Source organism: Paenibacillus sp. Dod16 (assembly GCF_049893405.1).
Classification (GTDB): Bacteria; Bacillota; Bacilli; order Paenibacillales; family Paenibacillaceae; genus Paenibacillus_AQ.
Genome location: NZ_JBNDYG010000027.1, coordinates 22,132 through 42,815, shown reverse-complemented (window position 1 = coordinate 42,815; position 20,684 = coordinate 22,132). Strand labels below are relative to the sequence as shown.

Below are 20,684 nucleotides of genomic sequence, written 5' to 3'. Positions count from 1 at the left end.
GAACTAGAGATGGAGTCCCTTGGTGAACTGCTGGAAAGCATGAAAAGTCCTGCGCTCCGGCGCAGGACCGAGCAGATTATGGAAGATTTGCTCAGGAATCCTTTGATTCAAGCATTGCGGAGCGAATACCCGGAGATCGATGACCGGGTCATTCGTTTGAATTTAAGCAAACTGTACCAATATGCGGGAGATCAGGCCCACTGCAAGGCATGTCCGGGTCTGGACCGGTGTCCGAATGATTTCCAGGGACATTTCAGCAAGCTGGATATCCAGCGGATGAACGGAACCGTGGAGATCTATGAGCGGAAGGCGCCGTGTTCCCTGCAGATTGCGAAGACCAATGAGGATCAGATCAAAAAACGGATCCGCAGCTTTTATGTCGATGAGCATGCCTTGAACGAAGGTTATGACAACATGGAGATAATGGCGAAGGACCGCCTGCGGGCACCTGCGGTGCACCAGGTGTTTAAGTACATCCGGGATACGAAGGAGAATGGATTGTCCCCGCGCGGCTTGTATCTCACCGGTTCGTTTGGTACGGGCAAGACCTACCTGATGGGCTACCTGATGCATGAGCTCGCGAAAGTGGGCCATTCGGGCGTTATCGTGTATATGCCTGATTTCGTGGAAGATCTGAAGACCATGATGCAGGACGGTCAGAAGCTGAAGGACATGGTGGAGACGATGAAGCATTGCGATTTGCTGATCTTTGACGATATCGGAGCGGAGAATTTGAATCCGTGGGTTCGGGATCATGTCCTCGGTTCCATCCTGAACTTCCGGATGAACCGGCTGCCGACCTTCTATACGTCGAACTATCCGCTCGACGGGCTTGAACAGCATCTGAGCTTCACGAGCAAGGATGGCGAGGAGCTTCACAAAGGTCAGCGCTTGATGAACCGGATTGCGCCTTTTGTGGATGTCGTTCATTTATTCGGGGAGAACCAGAGAGGTAAATTCTAGTATTGCAAGCAAGCTTCCTATGGACAAACCTCCCATGAATTGTAAAAAGTCTGATCCCGTTAGCGTATGGAACGCGGCAGGGATCAGACTTTTTATTTACGCACAAGGAGTCATCAAGTATTAGCCGACCAAGAACTTGATAATGACGAATCCGAAAAAGATGATGGTCATGAAACCAAACATCCCCACGAAGCCCATCATCAAATCGCCAAAGTCATTGCGTGGTTCTTCATTGATGTGCTCCCGTGGATCGTTAACGCGTACGTTTACATCCATGGTGCTTGCCTCCTCAAAAGGTGAACATGCCGTGCCAACTCGAAAAACTTGACAGTCACCCGACTTGTTACTAGTAGTATACCCAATGCGCAAATCATTTGTAAAGATTGCATAAAAAACCCGTGAAATCCTCTTTCTTTAGGTGAGTATATTTCACTTTTTCCGACCGATTGTGGTATACTAAATTCGTCGACCCATTCGACAATTATGATTCGCACTATACCTGATCTTATCCTGTGAGGAGGAGAATACAATGGCTATCGTCAATGTTACCGACCAAACCTTCGTGAATGAAGTTGAAGGTCAAGGAACGGTTGTAGTTGATTTCTGGGCGCCATGGTGCGGCCCTTGTAAAATGCTTGCTCCGATTCTGGACGAATTGTCTTCAGAACTCGGCGATGATGTAAAAATTGCTAAGGTGAACGTGGATGAGAATCCGGAATCCGCAGCACGTTTCGGCGTGATGAGCATTCCGACCATGATTTTCTTTAAAGACGGCCAACCTGTCGATAAAGTGGTAGGTCTGAACTCCAAAGAAGCCTTGAAAGGCATCATTGCAAAACATCAATAAGCAGGATTGGTCCTAGACCGCCATCTGCTTTCATACAGCGCCTTCGGTGAAACCCGGAGGCGCTTTGTGTGGTTATTCATAGTGTTTTATATTTATGGTTAATACTATATAATCTCCTTGGAGAGGAGGGACAGCATGGACGATTTTGCCAAACAGCTTCAGGAGCAGGAGAAGGCGCTGGAGAATATTCGCCACAAGCTGGCATTGCTGCCGGACCAGCCCGGCTGTTACTTGATGAAGAATCATGAAGGCACGATTATTTATGTGGGCAAGGCCAAAGTGCTGAAGAACCGGGTACGCTCTTATTTTACCGGAAGCCATAACGGGAAGACCCAGATGCTGGTTTCGGAAATCCGTGATTTCGAATACATTGTAACCGGCAGCAACATGGAAGCATTGATTCTGGAGTGCAACCTGATCAAAACCCATCAGCCGAGATTCAACGTGCTGCTGAAGGATGATAAAACCTATCCATATCTTAAAATAACGAATGAAGAGCATCCCCGTCTGGAAGTAACCAGAAGGGTGCTTAAAGATAAAGCCAAATATTTTGGTCCCTACCCGAATGCTTACGCGGCACAGCAGACCAAGAAGCTGCTGGACCGAATGTATCCTTTGCGCAAATGCGGCGTCATGCCGAAAGAAGTGTGCTTGTACTATCATATGGGGCAATGCTTGGCTCCATGTGTGAAGGAGATTCCGAAGTCTGCATATGAGCAGATCACCGGGGAGATTACTTCATTTCTGAGCGGTGGGCATGAGGAGATCAAGAAGGAACTGCAGCGCAAGATGCAGGAGGCCGCGGAGGATTTGTATTTCGAGCGTGCCAAAGAGCTGCGGGATCAGATCATCCATATTGATACGCTGATGGAGAAGCAGAAGATTACGACGACGGATACGCGGGACCGCGACGTATTCGGTTATGCTGTGGATAAAGGCTGGATGTGCGTACAGATCCTGTACATGCGCCAAGGGAAAATGGTGCAGCGCAACAAGTCTGTTTTTCCGTTCTACGGCGATGCGCACAGCGACTTTATGTCTTTTATTGCCCAGTATTACAGCGATAATCCTGCATTGCCGCAGGAAATTCTGCTGCCTGAGCCTCTGTTGATAGACGAGGCTGATTCGGAGTCGGTTACGGGAACGGCTGCGGATACAGGTATGCAAAGCGCAGAGGAAGCCGCGGATTCGGCGAATTCGCTTTCCGGAGGGGCATTGGATGCGCAGCAGGCTGCCCTTGCCCAGGCACAGGAGAAGCAGGCGGAAGCTGCAGGCATCGTGGATGCAGCCGGAGGGGCTGCCGCCCTGCAGGAATGGCTCGGCGTGAAGGTGCATGTGCCGCAGCGCGGCTTGAAGAAGCAGATGGTGGGCATGGCATCGGATAATGCGAAGGTGTCCTTGGACGAGAAATTCCGCTTGATTGAACGTGATGAAGAACGCACCTCGGTTGCCGCGGCGAATCTGGGCGAAGTGATCGGCCTCCAGTCGCTGAACCGGATCGAGGCATTTGATAACTCGAACATTCAGGGGACCAATCCGGTATCGGCCATGGTTGTATTCACCAATGGGAAACCGGACAAGAAGGAATACCGGAAGTACAAGATCCGTACCGTGCTGGGACCGGACGATTATGATACGATGCGTGAAGTCATCCGGCGGCGGTACGAGCGCGTCTTGAAGGAGAACTTGCCGCTTCCCGATCTGATTGTGGTCGATGGAGGGAAGGGACAGATTTCCGCCGCCATCGATGTACTTGAGAATGAGCTGGGGCTGTTTATCCCGGTCTGCGGGCTTGTGAAGGATGCCAAGCATAAAACAGCGCAGCTCATGGTCGGAGACCCGCCGGAGCCGGTTACGCTTCCCCGGGACAGCCAGGAGTTCTATTTGCTGCAGCGCATTCAGGATGAGGTTCACCGTTTTGCGATTTCCTTCCACCGCGAACAGCGCGGCAAATCGATGGTATCCTCCAAGCTGGATTCCATCCCGGGCATTGGAGAGAAGCGCCGCAAGCTGCTGTTAAAGCATTTTGGCTCAGTCAAAAAAATAAAAGAGGCTTCAGTCGAAGACTTCAAGCCCCTTTCAATCGGTGAGAAATTAGCAACGGAAATTCTTAAGGCACTTCGTGAGGAGGAGTCGTGACATACGGCTTCTCTTTTTTTGTTGGATTGAAACGGTAAATCGCATAGGCGACCATCGCCGGAAGGACCATGTAGAACGCACCCATCAGCAAATTGCTGGTATCCTTGAGCAGGATCAGGCTAATGCCCATCAAGATGCTATTAAAGATGACATGGGAGAACATGGCCGCCAAATACCCGTATTTCAAAAAGATGTAGCTGAACAGCAAGCCGATGATAACCAGTTCAATGGGCCGGGAAATTACAGGGTATATCGGATAGAGTGTATGCCCGAGCGCCCAAATGATCGAGGTGATCAAACTGGCTACGAACGTATTTCGGACGATCTTTTTCAGCATTTTGATGCCGAACAGTCGATAGACGGCCTCCTCGGATATGCCGGCCAGCCAGGCCATCAGCGGGAAGAGCCAAGGATAGAGCATGTTGTAAGGCGATTGTGTGGCATCCGTGGTGGACCATGTATTCAAGGTCAGGCCCAGAAGGACAAAGATAATGGATTGGACCCCAAGCAGGATGAAAGCCCACATGTACCCCAGCTTCATGCTGTCCAGCACATAATGACCGTATCCGGGTTCTTTGGCGCGCGGCCATGGATTAAGCCCGTCTTCTTTGAGCCATAGCCCGCTGCCCCCGACAAGGGCGAAATAGAGCAGTGCGGAGAAGATGAGCGAATAGACCGCATAGAAGATCATCATCCCGAGTATGCCGGTTTGCGACATCCCCTCGGATTTGAAAACGGGAATCAGATTGTACGTATTCAGCATCTGGATGACAAACAGCAGCGCCGATAGGAACAGGCCGCGCTTAAACGACGTGTAGGCTCTGGTCTTCACGCTGTACACAATCGCAAGTATGCCAAGGATGAGGGTGAACAGGCCATACCCTGCGAGCGTCAGCAGCGTGGCATCTTGAGTCTGCTTGTTGACATAGGCGGAATGGGCGGCCGGGACCGAAAAAGATGGCTCATAGGAGCGTAATTTCCCCTGCTCGAAGGTGAAACGGTGCTCTAATCTGGAGTCGCCGATCTTGGAATCGGGGTCCACATACCGGAGCCGGGGTTCCCCTTCCCGCGTGACCAGCTCCAGATGCGACAGGTCATAGCCCGCTCGCTGGAGCCAAGGCTCCGCAAGAGCTTGCTTCTCGGATAATGACATGCCGTCCTCGACGACAAGCAGCATCTGACTTTGCGCATCGCCCTTGTTCAGCTCAATCCGGTCATAGCTGGAGCGGGCGTAATCGTACGAGAAGCCGACGATGCCTGAATTTTGCATGTGCACGTCCACATTGAGGGCATCGCCACCCGGCTTGCTGAAGCGAACGCGGTATACGTCATAGGGATATTTGGCTTCATAGGTTTTGTTGTATTCCGAAAGTCTCTTTTCCTTCGCCAGATATCCGTAAAGTTCCGATTTGGATTGATATGTAACCAGCGTGTCATCCGTTTCCGCAGCCGTAAACTGCAAAAACTCTTGAGCAAAGCTTGAAGCTGCTTGCCGAGCCTGCTCCTTGGATATGATATTCGGAGATGCCATCTCGGTAGAATCCGAATTCGTCGACGGAAACACCTGAAATAATAGGAACAGAATCAGGCCGACTGCGGCAGGCGCGATGAGCTGCTTCAGATTGGGCTTCAGCTTCAAGGGCTCTCTTGCACGATTCATGAAATTCCTCCTCTAAGAAAGTTGATACTCCCACTGGTATTCGATATGCCTGATTAAGAACGCATAGAGTCAATATAACATAGTTATGAAAGTCATAAGCAGCTTATCCCAATATCCGGAATAATGAAACAAATCGATGAAAATGAATGAAAGGTTTCGAAAACGTTAGAGAACCCTATGCTTGTATTCTTGAATATGCCCAATTCGCGCTCTTTTAAAGATTTTTTGGGTGAAAAACGGCATTGGGTTACGTACCGGATTGCGTTATAATCACATCATGCTTCAAGGAACCGAATATTCCAGCCGAATTTCGTACTGAAAATGGGGGAACCATGTAATTGGGGTGAATTTCATTATTCCCAGAATAATGAATAGGGCGACCTGTGAAAATGCCCGAATCCGTCAGCTAACCTCGTAGGCTGCAGCACAGGAACCAGACCGTAAAGGGCACTGCGTTTTCCAGTGTCTTTTTTTCTTGATTTTTTTTAAGAAGGTGACCGATTGAACTCTAAATTGAACTGGCTCAGGTTGTCTCCGCCGCAGATTCTCGTGCTTGGTTTCGCGGCTATTATTTTCATCGGGACGGCGCTGTTAATGCTGCCGATATCCACAAGTACAGGTGAACCGCTGGAATTTATCGATGCCTTGTTCACTTCGACATCTGCAACTTGCGTAACGGGTCTGGTTGTGGTGGATACAGGAACGACATTCAGCTCCTTCGGAGAGATCGTGATCATGCTGCTGATTCAGATCGGCGGGCTCGGATTCATGACGATGGCCACTTTGTTTGCCTTGGCTCTCAAAAGGCGCATATCGCTCAAGGATCGCCTCATTCTGCAGGAAGCGATGAATCAGTCCTCGATGGAAGGAATCGTAAGGCTGATTCGCAGAGTGCTCCTGTACTCCCTGATCATCGAGGCCTGCGGTGCCTTGATTTTATCGATCCGCTGGGCATTTGATATGCCGATCGGCCAAGCGATTTATTATGGCGTTTTTCATGCGGTCACGATGTTTAACAACGCCGGTTTCGATTTGTTTGGCGATTTTCGGAGTTTGACCGGGTATGTCTACGATCCTGTAGTCAACGTTGTCGTAATGTTTTTGATTGTCTCAGGCGGCATCGGTTTTATCGTATTATCCGATCTGATTGATTTCCGGAAACAGCGGAGACTTTCCTTGCACTCCAAAGTAGTGCTCACCATGACGGCTACCTTGCTGCTGGTTGGATTTATCGTCATTCTTATTTTTGAATTCACCAATCCGAGGACGCTCGGCTCCCTGAATTGGGGCGGAAAATTCTTCGGCGCATTATTCCAATCCGTAACGCCGCGTACAGCTGGCGCGAATACTATAGATATTACGGGGCTTAGACAGGCCACGCAATTTTTTATCGTTATTCTGATGTTTATCGGAGCATCCCCAGGGTCAACTGGGGGGGGGATCAAAACAACAACCTTCACCATTATGGTGGGGGCGGTCATCGCCATGATGCGCGGGCGTGAAGACATCGTCATGTTCCGTTATCGCCTGGCCCAGGAGCGGGTGCTGAAGGCACTGACCATTGCATTACTGGCACTGCTGCTCGTTCTAACCGTAGCGATGATTCTGTCGACGACAGAGGAAGGGGATTTCCTGGAAATTCTATTCGAAACGACATCCGCCTTCGGTACGGTGGGTCTCTCCATGGGCTTAACGCCCGATTTGACGGTGTTCGGCAAGGTTTTGATCAGCATTACGATGTTTGCAGGGCGATTGGGGCCGTTGACGCTTGCTTATGCACTGGGGCCAAAAAAGGGTAAAGAATTATATCGTCATCCGGAAGGCAAAATGATTATTGGATAAGGAGTACTGGAGAGACATGAAACCAAAGCAATTTGCAATCATCGGTTTGGGACGATTTGGCGCCAGCCTGGCGCTTGAACTGATGGAACAGGGATATGAGGTGCTCGGCATCGACCGCAATGAAGAGGTTGTCGAGGATATGAGCGAGCTGCTGACACACACGGTGGTGGCGGATGCTACCGATGAAGAGGTGCTTAAATCGCTCGGAATTCGTAACTTCGATTGCGGCATTGTTGCGATCGGAAACGATATTCAGATGAGCATCTTATCCGCCATCTTGTTGAAAGAGCTTGGTGTCGCCATGGTCGTTGCCAAGGCGATTTCGGTGCTGCACGGCCGGGCGCTGGAGAAGCTGGGCGTCGACCGGGTGATCTTTCCGGAACGGGATATGGGGATCCGGGTAGCTCATCAGCTTGTCACGCCCAATCTGCTTGACTATATCGAATTATCCAAGGACTATCTGATTGTGGAGATGACGGTCACGGACTGCATGGACGGAAAAACGCTTAGCGAGCTCAATACGAGGGTTCGTTACGGTGTCAGCGTGGTGGCCCTGAATAAACAATCCGGCATCATCGTAGCGCCGACAGCCATGGACGTGGTGAACTCCGGCGACATTATGGTCGTTATCGGCTCCAATGATAATGTGGATCGCTTTGAGTCTGAGGTCGTGAATATGCTCGAAAAATAAATATAGAAGAAAAAAACCTGACGGTCATCCATATCGTCAGGTTTTCTTCATATTATCCTCCTCCAGCTTACGGAACAGAATTTCCGTTTCGTCAATCCAGCGGCTGGCCGCCTTGCTTAAATCCGAGGCTTGGCCGTAGATCAGCGAAGTCGTTCGCCGGGTTTCAATGAGTGCCGGAATATGAATGTCGACAAGCCCGTTATCGGATAACAGCTGCGGCCTGAGATAGGATTTGGGCAGAAGCGCGGCCGCCTTGCAGGTCGGGATGAGCCTGACGATCGCTTCGAAGGAGTCGATCTCCATCCGGATATCCGGCATTATGCCCCAGCGGTGGAACAGGTCATCCGTCAGCTTGCGGTACCAGGTTCCAGTCGAGAAAATGATCATCGGCAAGCCTTGAAGCTGCTCGATTCCAACATCCTCGAGCTCCGCCAGCGGGTGTGAAGATGGGATGACAAGCTCCAGGTGGTCATCAAACAACGGGATGCAGTTTAATCCGGGCTGGTTGATGGAGGAGGCGACAATGCCGACATCGACGCGTTTATCTCTTACATAAGAAACGATTTCATGGGTCTTGCCGGTAATCAGCTTGATTTCGGCCGCGGGATGTCGCTCCATGAATGCGTTAACGAGCGGGGGCAAGGTGGTCTGAAGGGTGGTCAGGCTGGCCCCCAGGTTGATCGAGATCTGATCCCCCTCCCGGTAATGGGCCAACGTCTGCATGAATTTGATCTGCTGCTGACGCTGCTCCAGGGCAAAGGTGTACACAATCTGTCCGATGGAGGTAAGCTCCAGCCGTTTGCCCCGGCGGTTGAACAGCTGCAGCCCGAGCTGGTCCTCCAGCTTGGCTATTTTCCGGGACAGGGCTGGCTGGGACAAGTTAAGCAGCTTGGAGGCCTGGTTTATGCTGGATTGCTCTACAACGACGGCGAACATGTCCAGTTCTTCGAACATGGAATTCCTCCTATATAAAATAGACATGCGTGCAAAACATTGCTTATGCGTATAGATTATAACGATTAATAATTATATTGCAATTCCATTATAAGAAAAAAAGGAGTAACATGAAACATGACACAAGTTGTTCACACGATTGCCGAAATCGGCAGCTTTTTGTCGTTGCAACGGTTTAATGCTAGTTCATAAAGGTCGGTTTAGATGCCGAGTGGCTTCCTGATTCACTTCGTGATCAAAAGCGGGCTTTTTGAACAACCTCCTTTAGGACGGACAGGGTAAGTGTAATTGTTCTGAAAATAGGAAAGATTGAAAATGAAAACGCTGCACATTGGAAAGGGGAACGTCAACTGATGAAAGGGTATTATTCCAGAAAGCTGCATTCTTTACTCGGTGTCATACCGCTTGGAGCATTTTTGCTCAGCCATATGATTTCCAACTTTAAGGCTTTCGAGGGTGGAAAGGAAGGCTTCGCAAGCGCGGTCCATTTTTTGAACAGCATGCCGCTGGTATTTTTCCTCGAGCTGTTCCTGATCTGGCTGCCACTGCTATATCACGGCGTCTACGGGTTATACATTGCTTACCAGGCGAATAACAACGTGGGCAATTACAATTATGAACGGAACATCCGCTTTACCATCCAACGGATCACCGGCGTTATTACGTTCGTTTTTGTTATCTGGCATATGTACGATACGCGTTTCCAAATCATGATCGGCAAAATCACGCATGACGATTTGGGCGCCACGATGCACGGCATCATGAACAATCCGGTTCTGTTTGCTCTGTACGTCATCGGCGTTGTTTCCGCAACCTTCCACTTCGCTAACGGCCTGTGGGCGTTCCTCGTCAGCTGGGGCATTACCGTCGGTCCGCGCGCGCAGAAGGTATCCACTTACATCTGCATGGGCTTGTTCGTATTGATGAGCGTGCTGTTTGTTCTTGCTATGACAGCATTCCGCGGCTCCGAATTCCAGGCGGCGACGGCAGCGATCGATGTAGTTAAGACAGTCTTAAGTTAAGGGGAGTGAACGAAAAATGGCATCTAATATTATTGTAGTGGGCGGCGGCCTCGCCGGGCTGATGGCAACCATCAAAGCGGCAGAAGCAGGAGCTCACGTTCATCTATTCTCACTTGTACCTGTTAAACGCTCTCACTCCGTGTGTGCGCAAGGCGGCATCAATGGAGCCGTGAATACGAAAGGTGAGGGTGACTCTCCTTGGGAGCATTTTGACGATACGGTGTACGGCGGCGACTTCCTTGCGAATCAGCCTCCGGTCAAAGCGATGTGCGAAGCGGCTCCGGGCATTATTCACTTGATGGACCGCATGGGCGTTATGTTTAACCGTACGCCGGAAGGACTGCTCGATTTCCGCCGTTTTGGCGGAACGAAGCGTCACCGGACTGCGTTTGCCGGCGCAACGACCGGACAACAGCTGCTCTATGCGCTTGATGAGCAGGTTCGCCGCTGGGAAACCGCGGGTCTTGTGACCAAGTATGAGAACTGGGAGTTCCTGAATGCGATCATCGACGACGAAGGCGTGTGCCGCGGTATCGCTGCTCAGGATCTGCGCTCGATGGAGATCAAGTCGTTCAAAGCTGAAGCTGTCATTCTCGCAAGCGGTGGTCCTGGTATTATTTTCGGAAAAACGACCAACTCGGTGATCAACACGGGAACAGCGGCCAGTGCCGTTTATCAGCAAGGCGTTCATTATGCCAACGGCGAGTTCATCCAGATTCACCCGACAGCCATTCCAGGCGATGACAAGCTCCGCTTGATGTCGGAATCGGCACGCGGTGAAGGCGGACGGATCTGGACCTATAAAGACGGCAAGCCATGGTACTTCCTCGAAGAGAAATACCCAGCTTACGGAAACTTGGTGCCGCGCGACATCGCTACGCGTGAAATCTTCTCCGTCTGCGTCGATATGGGACTTGGCATCAATGGCGAGAACATGGTCTACCTTGACCTCTCCCATAAAGATCCGAAAGAGCTGGACGTTAAGCTTGGCGGCATCATTGAAATCTATGAGAAATTCATGGGCGACGATCCGCGTAAAATCCCGATGAAGATCTTCCCGGCAGTCCATTATTCCATGGGCGGCATGTGGGTCGATTACAACCAAATGACGAACATTCCGGGGCTGTTCGCAGCCGGAGAATGCGAGTATCAATACCACGGTGCGAACCGTCTGGGAGCGAACTCCCTGGTTTCCGCCATTTACGGCGGTATGGTGGCCGGACCGAAGGCGATTGAATATGTCAAAGGCCTGAAGAAGTCCGCTGAGGATGTTTCCTCCACAGTATTTGATCGCGCTGCGAAAGAGCAAACGACCAAATACGAAGGCCTGCTCAAAATGGAAGGAACCGAGAATGCTTATGTAATCCATAAAGAGCTCGGCGAATGGATGACCAACAACATGACGGTGGTTCGCTACAATGACAAGCTTGAAGCTACCATCGGCAAAATCAAGGAATTGAAGCAGCGTTACCGCAATATCAATATGACGGATACCTCCCGCTGGAACAACCAGGGCGTAGCGTTCACGCGCCAGCTGTGGAACATGCTGGAGCTGTCCGAGGCCATGACGCTGGGTGCGCTTCTCCGGAACGAAAGCCGTGGGGCTCACTATAAGCCGGAATTCCCTGATCGTAACGATGAAGAATTCCTCAAGACAACCAAAGCGACCTGGACGCCGGATGGACCGCAGATTTCATACGAAGAAGTGGATGTTTCCTTAATCCCGCCGCGTATTCGCGACTATTCGAAAGACAAGTAAGAAGGAAGGGGGATTTACGATGTCTCAAACGACAGCCGCCTCAAAGAGCGTTAAGTTTATCATTACACGTCAGGACAATCCGGAGACGAAATCCTATACTGAGGAATTCGAAATTCCGTACCGTCCCGGCATGAACGTTATAAGTGCGCTGATGGAAATTCAGCGCAATCCCAAAAATGCGCAGGGCCAAACGACCGCACCTGTATGCTGGGACTCCAACTGCCTTGAAGAAGTGTGTGGAGCTTGCTCCATGGTAATTAACGGCAAGCCGCGCCAAGCGTGTGCGGCTCTGATCGATAAGCTGGAACAGCCGATCCGAATTCAGCCGATGAAGACTTTCCCGGTTGTGAGAGACTTGGTAATCGACCGCAGTCGCATGTTCACGGCGCTTAAGCGCGTGAAGGCGTGGATTCCGATCGATGGCACCTACGACCTTGGCCCTGGACCTAAAATGGCGGAGAAGAAGCGCCAGTGGGCTTACGAGCTGTCCAAATGCATGACATGCGGTGTATGTCTCGAGGCTTGCCCGAACGTCAACGAAAAAACGGACTTTATCGGACCTGCCGCCATTTCGCAAGTTCGCTTGTTCAATGCTCACCCGACAGGCGAGATGAACAAGGAAGAGCGTCTGGAAGCGCTGATGCAGGACGGAGGCATCGAGGGCTGCGGTAACTCGCAGAACTGCGTGCGTTCTTGTCCGAAGGGCATTCCGCTGACCACGTCGATTGCGGAAATGAACAAGGATACAACCAAACACCTGTTTAAGCGCTGGCTTAGCGTTTAATCGGTTAAGTTCAACACCAGGGCGTCTGACCGGGGCATCGCTTCGGTACAGGCGCTTTTTTGTTGTGTGCTATCATTTATGTGTTTTTTTAGGATATTGAGATAGAGGTGAGTCACTTGATCATTGAAAGACCGATTACGATAAAGGATATAAGCGATGACCTTGTTGCTCTGGGCGTAAGGAAGGGAATGACCCTGCTGGTTCATTCCTCGCTCAAGAGCCTGGGCGGATGGATCGTCGGCGGTCCGGAGGCGGTTATACTGGCCCTGGAGGATATTCTGGGCGATGAAGGGACACTGGTGATGCCGACGCAGTCTGCGAACTTAACCGATCCGAAGACATGGGGGAATCCTCCGGCCGACCCGAAATGGTGGGATCTGATCCGCGAAGGCATGCCTCCCTATGACCCGGCTCTGACCGTCACATCAGGGATGGGGATCATACCGGAAGTGTTCCGCAAGCAAGAAGGGGTCATCCGAAGCCTACACCCGCATGTTTCGTTTGCTGCACGCGGCAGGGATACGAAGGCGCTTATGCAACCCCATTCGCTGGATTACGGCTTGGGAGAAGCCTCTCCGCTGGCGCGTTTATATGAAGCTGGGGCCTATGTGCTTATGCTCGGTAGCGGCTATGGCAATAATACTTCCTTCCACTTAAGCGAATATCGTGCGGATTGGGCAGGCAAGAAGGCCGTTACCGCCCACGCGCCAGTACGCAGGGTACAGGGAATAACAGAGTGGGAGGCATTCCAGGATATCAATTATCACTCCGACGATTTTGAAGCGATTGGAGCCTCGTTTGAAGCGGAATGCACCGGTGCATATAAGCACGGCCGTGTAGGAAAGGCAGACTGCGTATTGGCCGAACAGCGGGCCATGGTGGATCATGCCGCACAGTGGTTGGAGAAGAACCGTTAGATGTTAAAGCAAGCAGTTGGACGGCTTCCGTTCGTCTCGCAATCGTGTTTTGGTGCTATTTTTTAATACGGGCTCGGCCGGACATGAACGTTGTATAAAGTGAGCAGGGGCGAAACTACCAGCGACCTCCAGGTGCATAAATACCGTTACAAGGGTAATAAAGGTGTAATGGTACGGTCTGCAGCTTCAGACCTCAAGCCAAAGGAGGGACTTGAAAATGTCATGGTGGATGTGGCTGCTCAATTTGACGGGCTTCCTGCTGTTGATTTATTTGTTCTACAGTATGGACAAGAAGTGGTCCAGCAGGCCTTTGCTGCTTGCCCCACTGCTCATTTATGTCCTGGTATCGGTTGAAGATTTGCTTGGGTGGATCGATCTGATGAACGTGGTGCCCGGAGATGGTGGCATGCGCGCTCTAATCCTGTTGTTTTCATTATGTTCCGTTATTTTCTATGTGCTGTACATATTCGACAAGATTGCAGACTCCGTCCATCAGCATGTTGATATGAAAACAACCTTGGTTCGAATCAGCATGGCGGCGGGGATGTGCATTTTGTTTTTCACGATGGTGTATATGTCGATCTATAAGCTGTTCGGAGGCACTTCCTTCGAAGGCGAGAACCTTGGCCAGGATTTGCTGAGCCAGTTCATTACCTTCCTGTATTTCAGCATGGCGACGTTTGTCACGGTCGGGTATGGCGATGTAGCCCCAATCGATAATACGTCCCGGCTTGTCGTGGTGCTGGAGATTGCCTTCAGTTTCATTACCGTTGCGTATGCGCTGTCCATGCTGGGAACGCTGCGCCGGATTTTCACACCGGGCGATGACGGCTTGGATGTGGCTGGCAGTGAAGAGAAGGCGAAGGCCAATAAGCCGCATCGAAGAAAGCATTCATCCATGTAAAAAAGCGCATCTTTGACGATGCGCCTTTTTTATTTGTGCTAGTGGCAATTGAGCAAGGTCTTAGTTAAAGCTACGGCTTCATCAGCTTTTTCAGAATGTCGAGCCCGTTCTTGGAAGGATAGCGGAATTTGAAATCGAACCGGTTGGTCTGCTTGAGCACGCTTTTCTTATGGGAGAAGGTATGGAAGCTGTGTTCCCCGTGGTAGGCGCCCATCCCGCTCTCGCCGACACCCCCGAATGGAAGGAAGGGAGTGGCCAGATGCATCAGCGTATCGTTGACACATCCCCCGCCAAAAGAAACCGAGGAGAGCACGTAATCCTGAACGTCTTCATTCTCCGTGAACAAGTAAAGGGCGAGCGGCTTGGGACGGTGATGAATCGCCTGGACAGCTTCGTGTACATCTTCATATGTCAGGATCGGACACAGGGGGCCGAAAATCTCTTCTTCCATAACCGGCATATCCCAAGTGATATCGTCCAGCACGGTGGGCTCGATGCGCAAGTTCTCCTTAGAGCGGTTCCCGCCATGGCGAAGGGTTCCATTGTTCAGAAAGCCGGACAGCCGCTCAAAATGCTTCTCCGATACAATGCGCCCATAGTCGGGATTAGTTAGAGGGTTCTCGCCGTAAAACGAAGTGATGGCGTCTTTCAGGTGCGCGATGAACTTCTCCTTGACCTTGCTGTGTACGAGCACATAATCCGGCGCGACGCAGGTTTGGCCGGCATTGGTATATTTGCCAAAAGCGATACGTGCTGCCGCCAGGGCCAGAGGGGCATCCTCGTGGACGATACAGGGGCTTTTGCCTCCAAGCTCCAGCGTCACCGGGATCAACTGCTTGGCGGCGGCTTGCATGACGATTTTGCCGACATGGGTACTGCCGGTAAAAAAGATATAATCCATTGGCTGCTCCAACAAGCTTGTGCTTACCTCGGGTCCTCCCTCCACTGAAGCCACGTATTGCGGGTCAAACGTCTCCGTGATGATGGACGTAATGAGTCCGGATACGTTAGGCGTCAGCTCGGAGGGCTTTACAATCGCGGTGTTCCCGGCGGCCAAAGCTCCGATCAGCGGAGAGATGGCCAGTTGCCAAGGATAATTCCAGGGAGCAATAATCAGTACCGTACCGTAGGGCTCAGGGTAGACCATTCCCTTGCTGCCTACATGCGTCAATGCGGTTTTGACTCGCTGCGGCTTGGCCCAGCGCTTCAGATTCTTTAGGATAAAGGAAAGCTCCTTATACACAATGCCGATCTCCGTCGTGAAGGCCTCCTGTTCACTTTTGTTCAAGTCTTTGCGAAGGGCCTCCATAATATCGTTTTCCCTGGCAATCAGAACCTGGCGCAGCTTGGTCAGCTGCTGCAGACGGAAATCCACTTCCTTGGTGATGTCTTTATGAAAAAAACGCCGCTGAGCTGAAACTAATGCTGCGATCGAATCGTTAACAATCATATGTAAACCCCTCTCTGTTGTTATTCTATGTATATGAATAACCATAAGGACGATAAAACCTGTACTCTTTATTATTATATAGGAGGATGTCCATCTATGAGAAATCCATCCTCGGCAGCCTCCCATGGCACAGCCCATGAAGGGGGAAAGCGAGAAGTCATGCAGACGAAGATGTCGCGCCGCCAATTTCTGAAGATGGGTGTTTCCGCCGTGGTCGGCGTTGGCGCTGCAGGCGGGGCTTACGCATCGTTATGGGAGCCTCATCAATTGGACATTACAAGACTGACTTTGGCGCTTCCTTCACTGCCCAAGCCTTTTGACGGGATGAAGGTCGTTCAGTTTAGCGATTTGCATCTGGGCTTTCACACCGGGGCAAAAGATGTGGCACGCTTGGTACAAGCCATTCAACAAGAGAAACCGGACATGATCTGTTTCACGGGGGATATGGTGGACGGAAATACAGAGGATATGAGGGCTGCCATTCAACCGTTCACCGAGCTGAAAGCTCCTCTCGGCCTTTTTTCCATATTGGGTAACCATGATTACGAAGACGTGGAGACTCTGATCTCTTTGGAGGAAGAGGCCGGATTTCACGTGCTGCGGAACACGGCCGTGAAGCTGAGGCGGGAGGGTGCCGTCATCGCCGTGGCAGGTTTGGACGACGTATTCTGGGGGCAGCCGGATCCGGCTGCGGCCATTCAAGATTTACCCGACGGGATGTTCAAGCTGCTCTTAATGCACGAGCCGGATTATGCAGATACGACTGCGGCCTATTCATTCCATCTCCAGCTGTCGGGCCACAGCCATGGGGGCCAGATCCGCTTGCCCTGGATTGGCGAGGTGATCACGCCGCCCGGGGCAAAGCGCTATGTGCAAGGACTATATACCACCGGTTCGCAAGGAATGCTGCTCTATGTAAACAGGGGAATCGGCACGACGCAGCTTCCTTTTCGCTTCTTATGCAAACCTGAGCTTACGGTGCTTACCTTGCGCTCCATGACATAATGGGACTGAACTATGTGATCTGAACATTTCAAGATGAAAGGATCACTTGGAATTTGTTACACAAATGAAATATACCTGTTATCAAACTCTAACAGCCGCGGGTTAAACTTATCACATGACCCCCTTTTGAGAATATATATTATGTTTTGGACCCGGTAACGGGTCCACTTTTTTTTGCCTATTTTGTTGTGCTTTCTATATAAATACAAAAAAACAGAAGGAGGTGTACCCCATTAAAGAGGTACGGTCACCTTCTGCTTTTGTTCGAAATATACCCATTCCGTGTATCCGATTTCTTTGAGCACTTTGGCGACTTCGTCAAATTCATCTCCAACCCTTGACGGCTTGTGAGCGTCGGAGCCGAAGGTGACGTCAACACCGTGATGGTGCGCGACCTCCAAGATGGCGTTCGATGGATACCAGCCGCCGCACAGCTTGGTTTTGCCGGACGTGTTGATCTCGATGGCAAGGCCCGATTCCGCGATGACTTTCAACGTTTCCTCAATTGCTTCATCGGCCTTGATTTCGGAGAACAGCGGATAATAGCCTTTCATGGCGTCCATATGGGCGATGATCTGGAACATGCCGCTTCGTGCGGATTGCCGGATCAGATTGAAATATTCCTCTTTATCGGCAACCTGCTGCTCCGGCGTAAGTTTCTTCCAGCGGTTTTTATTGAAGATGCTAATATCCCTGACGTGATGGATGGAGCCGATGATGTAGTCAAAAGGGTAGGCCGCTAACTCCTGCTGATAAACCTGGGCGTGGCTCGGAAAATAATCGGATTCAATGCCCAGCAAGACCTTGATTTTACCTTCATATTCCCGCTTTAAGTCCAAAACTTCTTGTACGTACCCGGCAAAGTCGGCTTTTGCCATGGTGGTGGTCGGGAAGGGGTGTTCCTCCGGACTTCCGAAGTATGGTGTGTGATCCGAGATTCCAATCACCTGTAAATCTGCCGCAATCGCGGCCTCGATATAATCTTGAATGTTGCCGTCTGCGTGACCGCAGCGGAAATGGTGGGTGTGCAGATCAAATTTCATATTGACCTCCTTTATAACGCTTGATTTCTTATTATTCTAGGTTTGATGCGGCGTTATTCGCTGCTGATGAACTGTGTTTCGGGCATGCCTTTCAGGTCACTGAGGAATTGACGCATAGCGGAGCTGACGTATCGTCCGCTCTTATAGATTACGCCGACAGGGTGGCTGACTTCAAGCTCGCTCAGGGGAACAATCTGCAGGGTGCCGTTGCGCAGCTCCGTCGCGACGGACTGCTTCGATATAATCGCTGCGCCCAAATTGATCTCGACCATCCGTTTAATTTCTTCGCTGCTTGACAGTTCCATGACAACCTGCGGCTCAATGCCGTGCTTCTTCATTACGTCGTCTGCGAAGCGGCGGCCAACGGTATCGCGCGTTAGCAGAATAAGGGGGATTCCGCCGAGCACATCCATGCTTGCCGTGGAGAGTTTGGCTAGCGGATGCTGAGGGGATACGACAAGCTCAAAGGTATCGTAGTACAGAATGGATGTGCTTAAGTTGGGATTGCGCTCGATCAGATAACCGATCCCGATGTCGATGAGCCCGTTCTCCACGCTGTGGTAGATTTGCGAAGAGGCCATGGATTGAATGGTTGTTTTAATATGAGGGAATTGATCCTGAAAGTAGGAAAGTACCCGTGGCAGGATCTGAATCGCTATGGAAGTGGTTGTACCCAGCTGAATATGACCCTGGGGAGTTTGATCAAGGTCGGATAGCCGCTGCTTCAGCTCATCGACGATCCCGAGGATTTGTTCGGCATGGTCCACGAAGACCTGTCCCCGGTCGGTTAACGTTACGGGCTGGCTCCGGTCCACCAGCACCGTTTTAAATTCTTCTTCCAGGCTCTTGATCTGGGCGGATACCGCCGGTTGTGTCAGATTAAGAAGCTCTCCCGCTTTGCGAAAGCTCATCGTTTTGGAGATGGTAATAAGCGTTTCCAATTGGCTGATGTTCATAGCCTTCCTCCTTACTTGATATATTCTTCCGCTCATCTATCGCGTGCAATCTGTATTATTTAAATTATAGGTTATTCTTCCCGGTGGAGCAACGAAGGGAGCAAACCTGATTGTTTTCGGCCGAAAAAATGAAAAACATTTTAATTTCCATTTAATTATTATTAAAAGATGGGGAAACCTTCCGATAATAGTAAAGTAGACATAGAAAAAAGGTGAGACCAAAGGCCCGTTTAAGCGAAAGGAATATCTTCGTACTAAAGCGTTTCAAGCGATAGCTGACATGGTAATACAGTTGTTGGAATGAGAGCTGTCGCTATTTTGTGATGATTTATTACAAGGTATCCATTATAATGTTTAAATATATAGGTGGGACTTTGGGACCCTGACCAACAACCCAGTGAAAGGGGCGTAATGAGGAATGAAAGCGGAAGTCATCAATCCTTTTTTAGAGTCCGCACGACACGTGATCGAACAAGTCATACAGGTTTCACCTTCCACGGGGAATCTTGGGGTCAAAGAGATCGGATATTTGGAGAATCATATCTGGATCCAAATTGGCATGACAGGCCAAATGAACGGTGACATTGTATTTGGAATTCAGGAGCAGGTAGCTCTGCAGATGGTATCGGTGATGATGGGCGGCTATGTCATTACCGAGATGGATGAGATGGGGCAAAGCGCGATTTCAGAGCTCGGAAACATGATAAGCGGCAATGCCAGCACCATTTTATCGAACCAGGGCGTCAGCGTGGATATTACGCCTCCCAAGGTAATGAAATCGGATAGCACGTCAAGTCTTATTCAGAAGAAAGCCCTTTGTATTCCGCTGAGAATGGAAGGAATCGGGGAGCTGGATATTCAAGTCATGATTTCATAAAATAGGAGTAATGAACCCAATAGCCGTGCATGCAAGTCTCTGTAAATAAGGAGGAATCATGAGCTGTGCCGGCGAAGAAAGGGATAATGAAATCATGTTAAAAAATAAAGTTGTCGTCGTAACGGGAGCATCCAGCGGAATCGGCGCTTTGATCGCGGAGAAGCTTTCTGCAGAAGGAGCATATGTGGTGCTGTGCGCCCGTTCGGTAGAACGTCTGCAGGAGGTGGGTGCGCGAATGCCGGGCCCCCATGAGCTTGCAGCCATGGATGTTCAAAGCCCAGAGCAGGTGCAATCTGTCATGGAGGGTCTTCTTCTTCGCCATGGCAGAATCGACGTGCTGATAAACAATGCCGGCTATGGCAAGTTCGAAGCCGTTATGGACATGCGCCAAGAAGAGTTTCAGGACATGATGGACGTCAATTATATGGGCATCGTGCGCTGTACGCAAGCCGTGCTGCCGGGGATGCTGGAGCGGGGTGACGGCCATATCGTAAACATTGCATCCATGGCCGGAAAAATCGGAACGGCCAAATCCACCGCCTATTCGGCCACGAAGCATGCCGTGCTTGGGTTCAGCAATTCACTCCGGCAGGAGCTGAGGAACACAGGCATAACCGTGTCTACTGTAAACCCCGGCCCCATCGATACCCCGTTTTTTTCCTTGGCCGATCCGACAGGCGGTTATGTCCAAAATGTGGGCTGGTTTATGATGAAGGCCGAATATGTTGCGGATCAGGTCGTGAAGCTGGTGAGAAAGCGCAAGGAAGAACTCAATCTTCCGAGGCTGGCCTCACTGGGCATAAGGCTGTATCAGCTGTTTCCGAGGTTTGCAGATCGCGTGTCTTACAAATGGATGAATAAGAAATAACGG

The 20,684-nt window shown here is 50.7% G+C and carries 19 protein-coding genes and 1 riboswitch; of the genes, 13 read left to right on the top strand and 6 right to left on the bottom strand.

The window, feature by feature from the left end; genetic code table 11:
- Positions 1-9: 9 nt before the first annotated feature.
- Complete coding sequence (dnaI, locus tag ACPV3A_RS19045; protein ID WP_216530810.1) at positions 10-963, top strand: primosomal protein DnaI; 954 nt, start codon at positions 10-12, stop codon at positions 961-963.
- A gap of 120 nt (positions 964-1,083) precedes the next feature.
- Here the strand turns inward: dnaI and ACPV3A_RS19040 are convergent, their stop codons facing one another.
- Positions 1,084-1,239, bottom strand: a complete 156-nt coding sequence (locus tag ACPV3A_RS19040) for a hypothetical protein (protein ID WP_006212594.1) — start codon at positions 1,237-1,239, stop codon at positions 1,084-1,086.
- A gap of 253 nt (positions 1,240-1,492) precedes the next feature.
- Here ACPV3A_RS19040 and trxA point away from each other — a divergent pair, with 253 nt between their 5' ends.
- Positions 1,493-1,810: a thioredoxin gene (gene trxA / locus ACPV3A_RS19035; protein WP_009592891.1), complete on the top strand. Its 318-nt coding sequence runs from the start codon at positions 1,493-1,495 to the stop codon at positions 1,808-1,810.
- Positions 1,811-1,945: 135 nt separating this feature from the next.
- Positions 1,946-3,949, top strand: coding sequence for an excinuclease ABC subunit UvrC (uvrC, locus tag ACPV3A_RS19030; protein ID WP_426200596.1), 2,004 nt, complete (start codon positions 1,946-1,948; stop codon positions 3,947-3,949).
- On the opposite strand, the gene ACPV3A_RS19025 is transcribed toward uvrC, so the two are convergent.
- The gene (locus tag ACPV3A_RS19025; RefSeq protein ID WP_426200595.1) at positions 3,921-5,609 is read right to left on the bottom strand and encodes a CPBP family intramembrane glutamic endopeptidase; all 1,689 of its coding nucleotides are present in this window, start codon (positions 5,607-5,609) and stop codon (positions 3,921-3,923) included. The genes uvrC and ACPV3A_RS19025 overlap by 29 nt on opposite strands.
- A 291-nt stretch (positions 5,610-5,900) precedes the next feature.
- Positions 5,901-6,045, top strand: a riboswitch (cyclic di-AMP (ydaO/yuaA leader).
- Positions 6,046-6,110: 65 nt separating this feature from the next.
- Here ACPV3A_RS19025 and ACPV3A_RS19020 point away from each other — a divergent pair.
- Positions 6,111-7,451, top strand: coding sequence for a TrkH family potassium uptake protein (locus ACPV3A_RS19020; RefSeq protein ID WP_426200594.1), 1,341 nt, complete (start codon positions 6,111-6,113; stop codon positions 7,449-7,451).
- A gap of 16 nt (positions 7,452-7,467) precedes the next feature.
- The gene (locus tag ACPV3A_RS19015; protein ID WP_009592874.1) at positions 7,468-8,142 is read left to right on the top strand and encodes a potassium channel family protein; all 675 of its coding nucleotides are present in this window, start codon (positions 7,468-7,470) and stop codon (positions 8,140-8,142) included.
- A 36-nt stretch (positions 8,143-8,178) separates the two neighbouring features.
- Here ACPV3A_RS19015 and ACPV3A_RS19010 read toward each other — a convergent pair whose 3' ends face one another.
- Complete coding sequence (locus ACPV3A_RS19010; RefSeq protein WP_216530807.1) at positions 8,179-9,096, bottom strand: LysR family transcriptional regulator; 918 nt, start codon at positions 9,094-9,096, stop codon at positions 8,179-8,181.
- Positions 9,097-9,449: 353 nt separating this feature from the next.
- Here ACPV3A_RS19010 and ACPV3A_RS19005 point away from each other — a divergent pair, with 353 nt between their 5' ends.
- The 5 genes from ACPV3A_RS19005 to ACPV3A_RS18985 all read left to right on the top strand — a co-directional run bounded on the left by ACPV3A_RS19005 (position 9,450) and on the right by ACPV3A_RS18985 (position 14,482).
- Positions 9,450-10,118, top strand: a complete 669-nt coding sequence (locus tag ACPV3A_RS19005) for a succinate dehydrogenase cytochrome b558 subunit (protein WP_071222413.1) — start codon at positions 9,450-9,452, stop codon at positions 10,116-10,118.
- Between the two features lie 16 nt (positions 10,119-10,134).
- Positions 10,135-11,877 carry a succinate dehydrogenase flavoprotein subunit gene (sdhA, locus tag ACPV3A_RS19000; protein WP_071222414.1) on the top strand — a complete coding sequence of 581 codons (1,743 nt, stop codon included), beginning with the start codon at positions 10,135-10,137 and terminating at the stop codon, positions 11,875-11,877.
- A gap of 19 nt (positions 11,878-11,896) precedes the next feature.
- Positions 11,897-12,661, top strand: coding sequence for a succinate dehydrogenase iron-sulfur subunit (sdhB, locus tag ACPV3A_RS18995; protein ID WP_071222415.1), 765 nt, complete (start codon positions 11,897-11,899; stop codon positions 12,659-12,661).
- A 116-nt stretch (positions 12,662-12,777) separates the two neighbouring features.
- Positions 12,778-13,578 (top strand): aminoglycoside N(3)-acetyltransferase, encoded by an 801-nt coding sequence (locus ACPV3A_RS18990; RefSeq protein ID WP_426200593.1) that lies wholly within the window; start codon positions 12,778-12,780, stop codon positions 13,576-13,578.
- A gap of 217 nt (positions 13,579-13,795) precedes the next feature.
- Complete coding sequence (locus ACPV3A_RS18985; RefSeq protein WP_194544528.1) at positions 13,796-14,482, top strand: potassium channel family protein; 687 nt, start codon at positions 13,796-13,798, stop codon at positions 14,480-14,482.
- 70 nt (positions 14,483-14,552) lie between these two features.
- Here the strand turns inward: ACPV3A_RS18985 and ACPV3A_RS18980 are convergent, their stop codons facing one another.
- Positions 14,553-15,932: an aldehyde dehydrogenase gene (locus tag ACPV3A_RS18980; protein WP_426200592.1), complete on the bottom strand. Its 1,380-nt coding sequence runs from the start codon at positions 15,930-15,932 to the stop codon at positions 14,553-14,555.
- A gap of 96 nt (positions 15,933-16,028) precedes the next feature.
- Between ACPV3A_RS18980 and ACPV3A_RS18975 the strand changes: the two genes are divergently transcribed.
- The gene (locus ACPV3A_RS18975) at positions 16,029-16,937 is read left to right on the top strand and encodes a metallophosphoesterase (protein ID WP_220683918.1); all 909 of its coding nucleotides are present in this window, start codon (positions 16,029-16,031) and stop codon (positions 16,935-16,937) included.
- A gap of 233 nt (positions 16,938-17,170) precedes the next feature.
- Here the strand turns inward: ACPV3A_RS18975 and ACPV3A_RS18970 are convergent, their stop codons facing one another.
- Complete coding sequence (locus tag ACPV3A_RS18970) at positions 17,171-17,980, bottom strand: histidinol-phosphatase (protein WP_426200591.1); 810 nt, start codon at positions 17,978-17,980, stop codon at positions 17,171-17,173.
- 53 nt (positions 17,981-18,033) lie between these two features.
- Positions 18,034-18,936, bottom strand: a complete 903-nt coding sequence (locus tag ACPV3A_RS18965; RefSeq protein WP_194544524.1) for a LysR family transcriptional regulator — start codon at positions 18,934-18,936, stop codon at positions 18,034-18,036.
- Between the two features lie 418 nt (positions 18,937-19,354).
- Here ACPV3A_RS18965 and ACPV3A_RS18960 point away from each other — a divergent pair, with 418 nt between their 5' ends.
- The gene (locus ACPV3A_RS18960; RefSeq protein WP_071222422.1) at positions 19,355-19,813 is read left to right on the top strand and encodes a chemotaxis protein CheX; all 459 of its coding nucleotides are present in this window, start codon (positions 19,355-19,357) and stop codon (positions 19,811-19,813) included.
- Between the two features lie 94 nt (positions 19,814-19,907).
- Positions 19,908-20,681 (top strand): SDR family NAD(P)-dependent oxidoreductase, encoded by a 774-nt coding sequence (locus ACPV3A_RS18955; RefSeq protein WP_426200590.1) that lies wholly within the window; start codon positions 19,908-19,910, stop codon positions 20,679-20,681.
- Positions 20,682-20,684: the final 3 nt, after the last annotated feature.

Bases quoted from the DNA above. Each gene is read 5' to 3' on its own strand.
- ACPV3A_RS18965 (WP_194544524.1), bottom strand. From the start codon at position 18,936: ATGAACATCAGCCAATTGGAAACGCTTATTACCATCTCCAAAACGATG.
- ACPV3A_RS18985 (WP_194544528.1), top strand. From the start codon at position 13,796: ATGTCATGGTGGATGTGGCTGCTCAATTTGACGGGCTTCCTGCTGTTG.
- ACPV3A_RS19005 (WP_071222413.1), top strand. From the start codon at position 9,450: ATGAAAGGGTATTATTCCAGAAAGCTGCATTCTTTACTCGGTGTCATA.
- ACPV3A_RS19015 (WP_009592874.1), top strand. From the start codon at position 7,468: ATGAAACCAAAGCAATTTGCAATCATCGGTTTGGGACGATTTGGCGCC.
- ACPV3A_RS19025 (WP_426200595.1), bottom strand. From the start codon at position 5,609: ATGAATCGTGCAAGAGAGCCCTTGAAGCTGAAGCCCAATCTGAAGCAG.
- sdhB (WP_071222415.1), top strand. From the start codon at position 11,897: ATGTCTCAAACGACAGCCGCCTCAAAGAGCGTTAAGTTTATCATTACA.
- ACPV3A_RS18955 (WP_426200590.1), top strand. From the start codon at position 19,908: ATGTTAAAAAATAAAGTTGTCGTCGTAACGGGAGCATCCAGCGGAATC.
- ACPV3A_RS18970 (WP_426200591.1), bottom strand. From the start codon at position 17,980: ATGAAATTTGATCTGCACACCCACCATTTCCGCTGCGGTCACGCAGAC.
- sdhA (WP_071222414.1), top strand. From the start codon at position 10,135: ATGGCATCTAATATTATTGTAGTGGGCGGCGGCCTCGCCGGGCTGATG.
- ACPV3A_RS18960 (WP_071222422.1), top strand. From the start codon at position 19,355: ATGAAAGCGGAAGTCATCAATCCTTTTTTAGAGTCCGCACGACACGTG.
- ACPV3A_RS18980 (WP_426200592.1), bottom strand. From the start codon at position 15,932: ATGATTGTTAACGATTCGATCGCAGCATTAGTTTCAGCTCAGCGGCGT.
- trxA (WP_009592891.1), top strand. From the start codon at position 1,493: ATGGCTATCGTCAATGTTACCGACCAAACCTTCGTGAATGAAGTTGAA.
- ACPV3A_RS18975 (WP_220683918.1), top strand. From the start codon at position 16,029: ATGAGAAATCCATCCTCGGCAGCCTCCCATGGCACAGCCCATGAAGGG.
- uvrC (WP_426200596.1), top strand. From the start codon at position 1,946: ATGGACGATTTTGCCAAACAGCTTCAGGAGCAGGAGAAGGCGCTGGAG.
- ACPV3A_RS19010 (WP_216530807.1), bottom strand. From the start codon at position 9,096: ATGTTCGAAGAACTGGACATGTTCGCCGTCGTTGTAGAGCAATCCAGC.
- dnaI (WP_216530810.1), top strand. From the start codon at position 10: ATGGAGTCCCTTGGTGAACTGCTGGAAAGCATGAAAAGTCCTGCGCTC.
- ACPV3A_RS19040 (WP_006212594.1), bottom strand. From the start codon at position 1,239: ATGGATGTAAACGTACGCGTTAACGATCCACGGGAGCACATCAATGAA.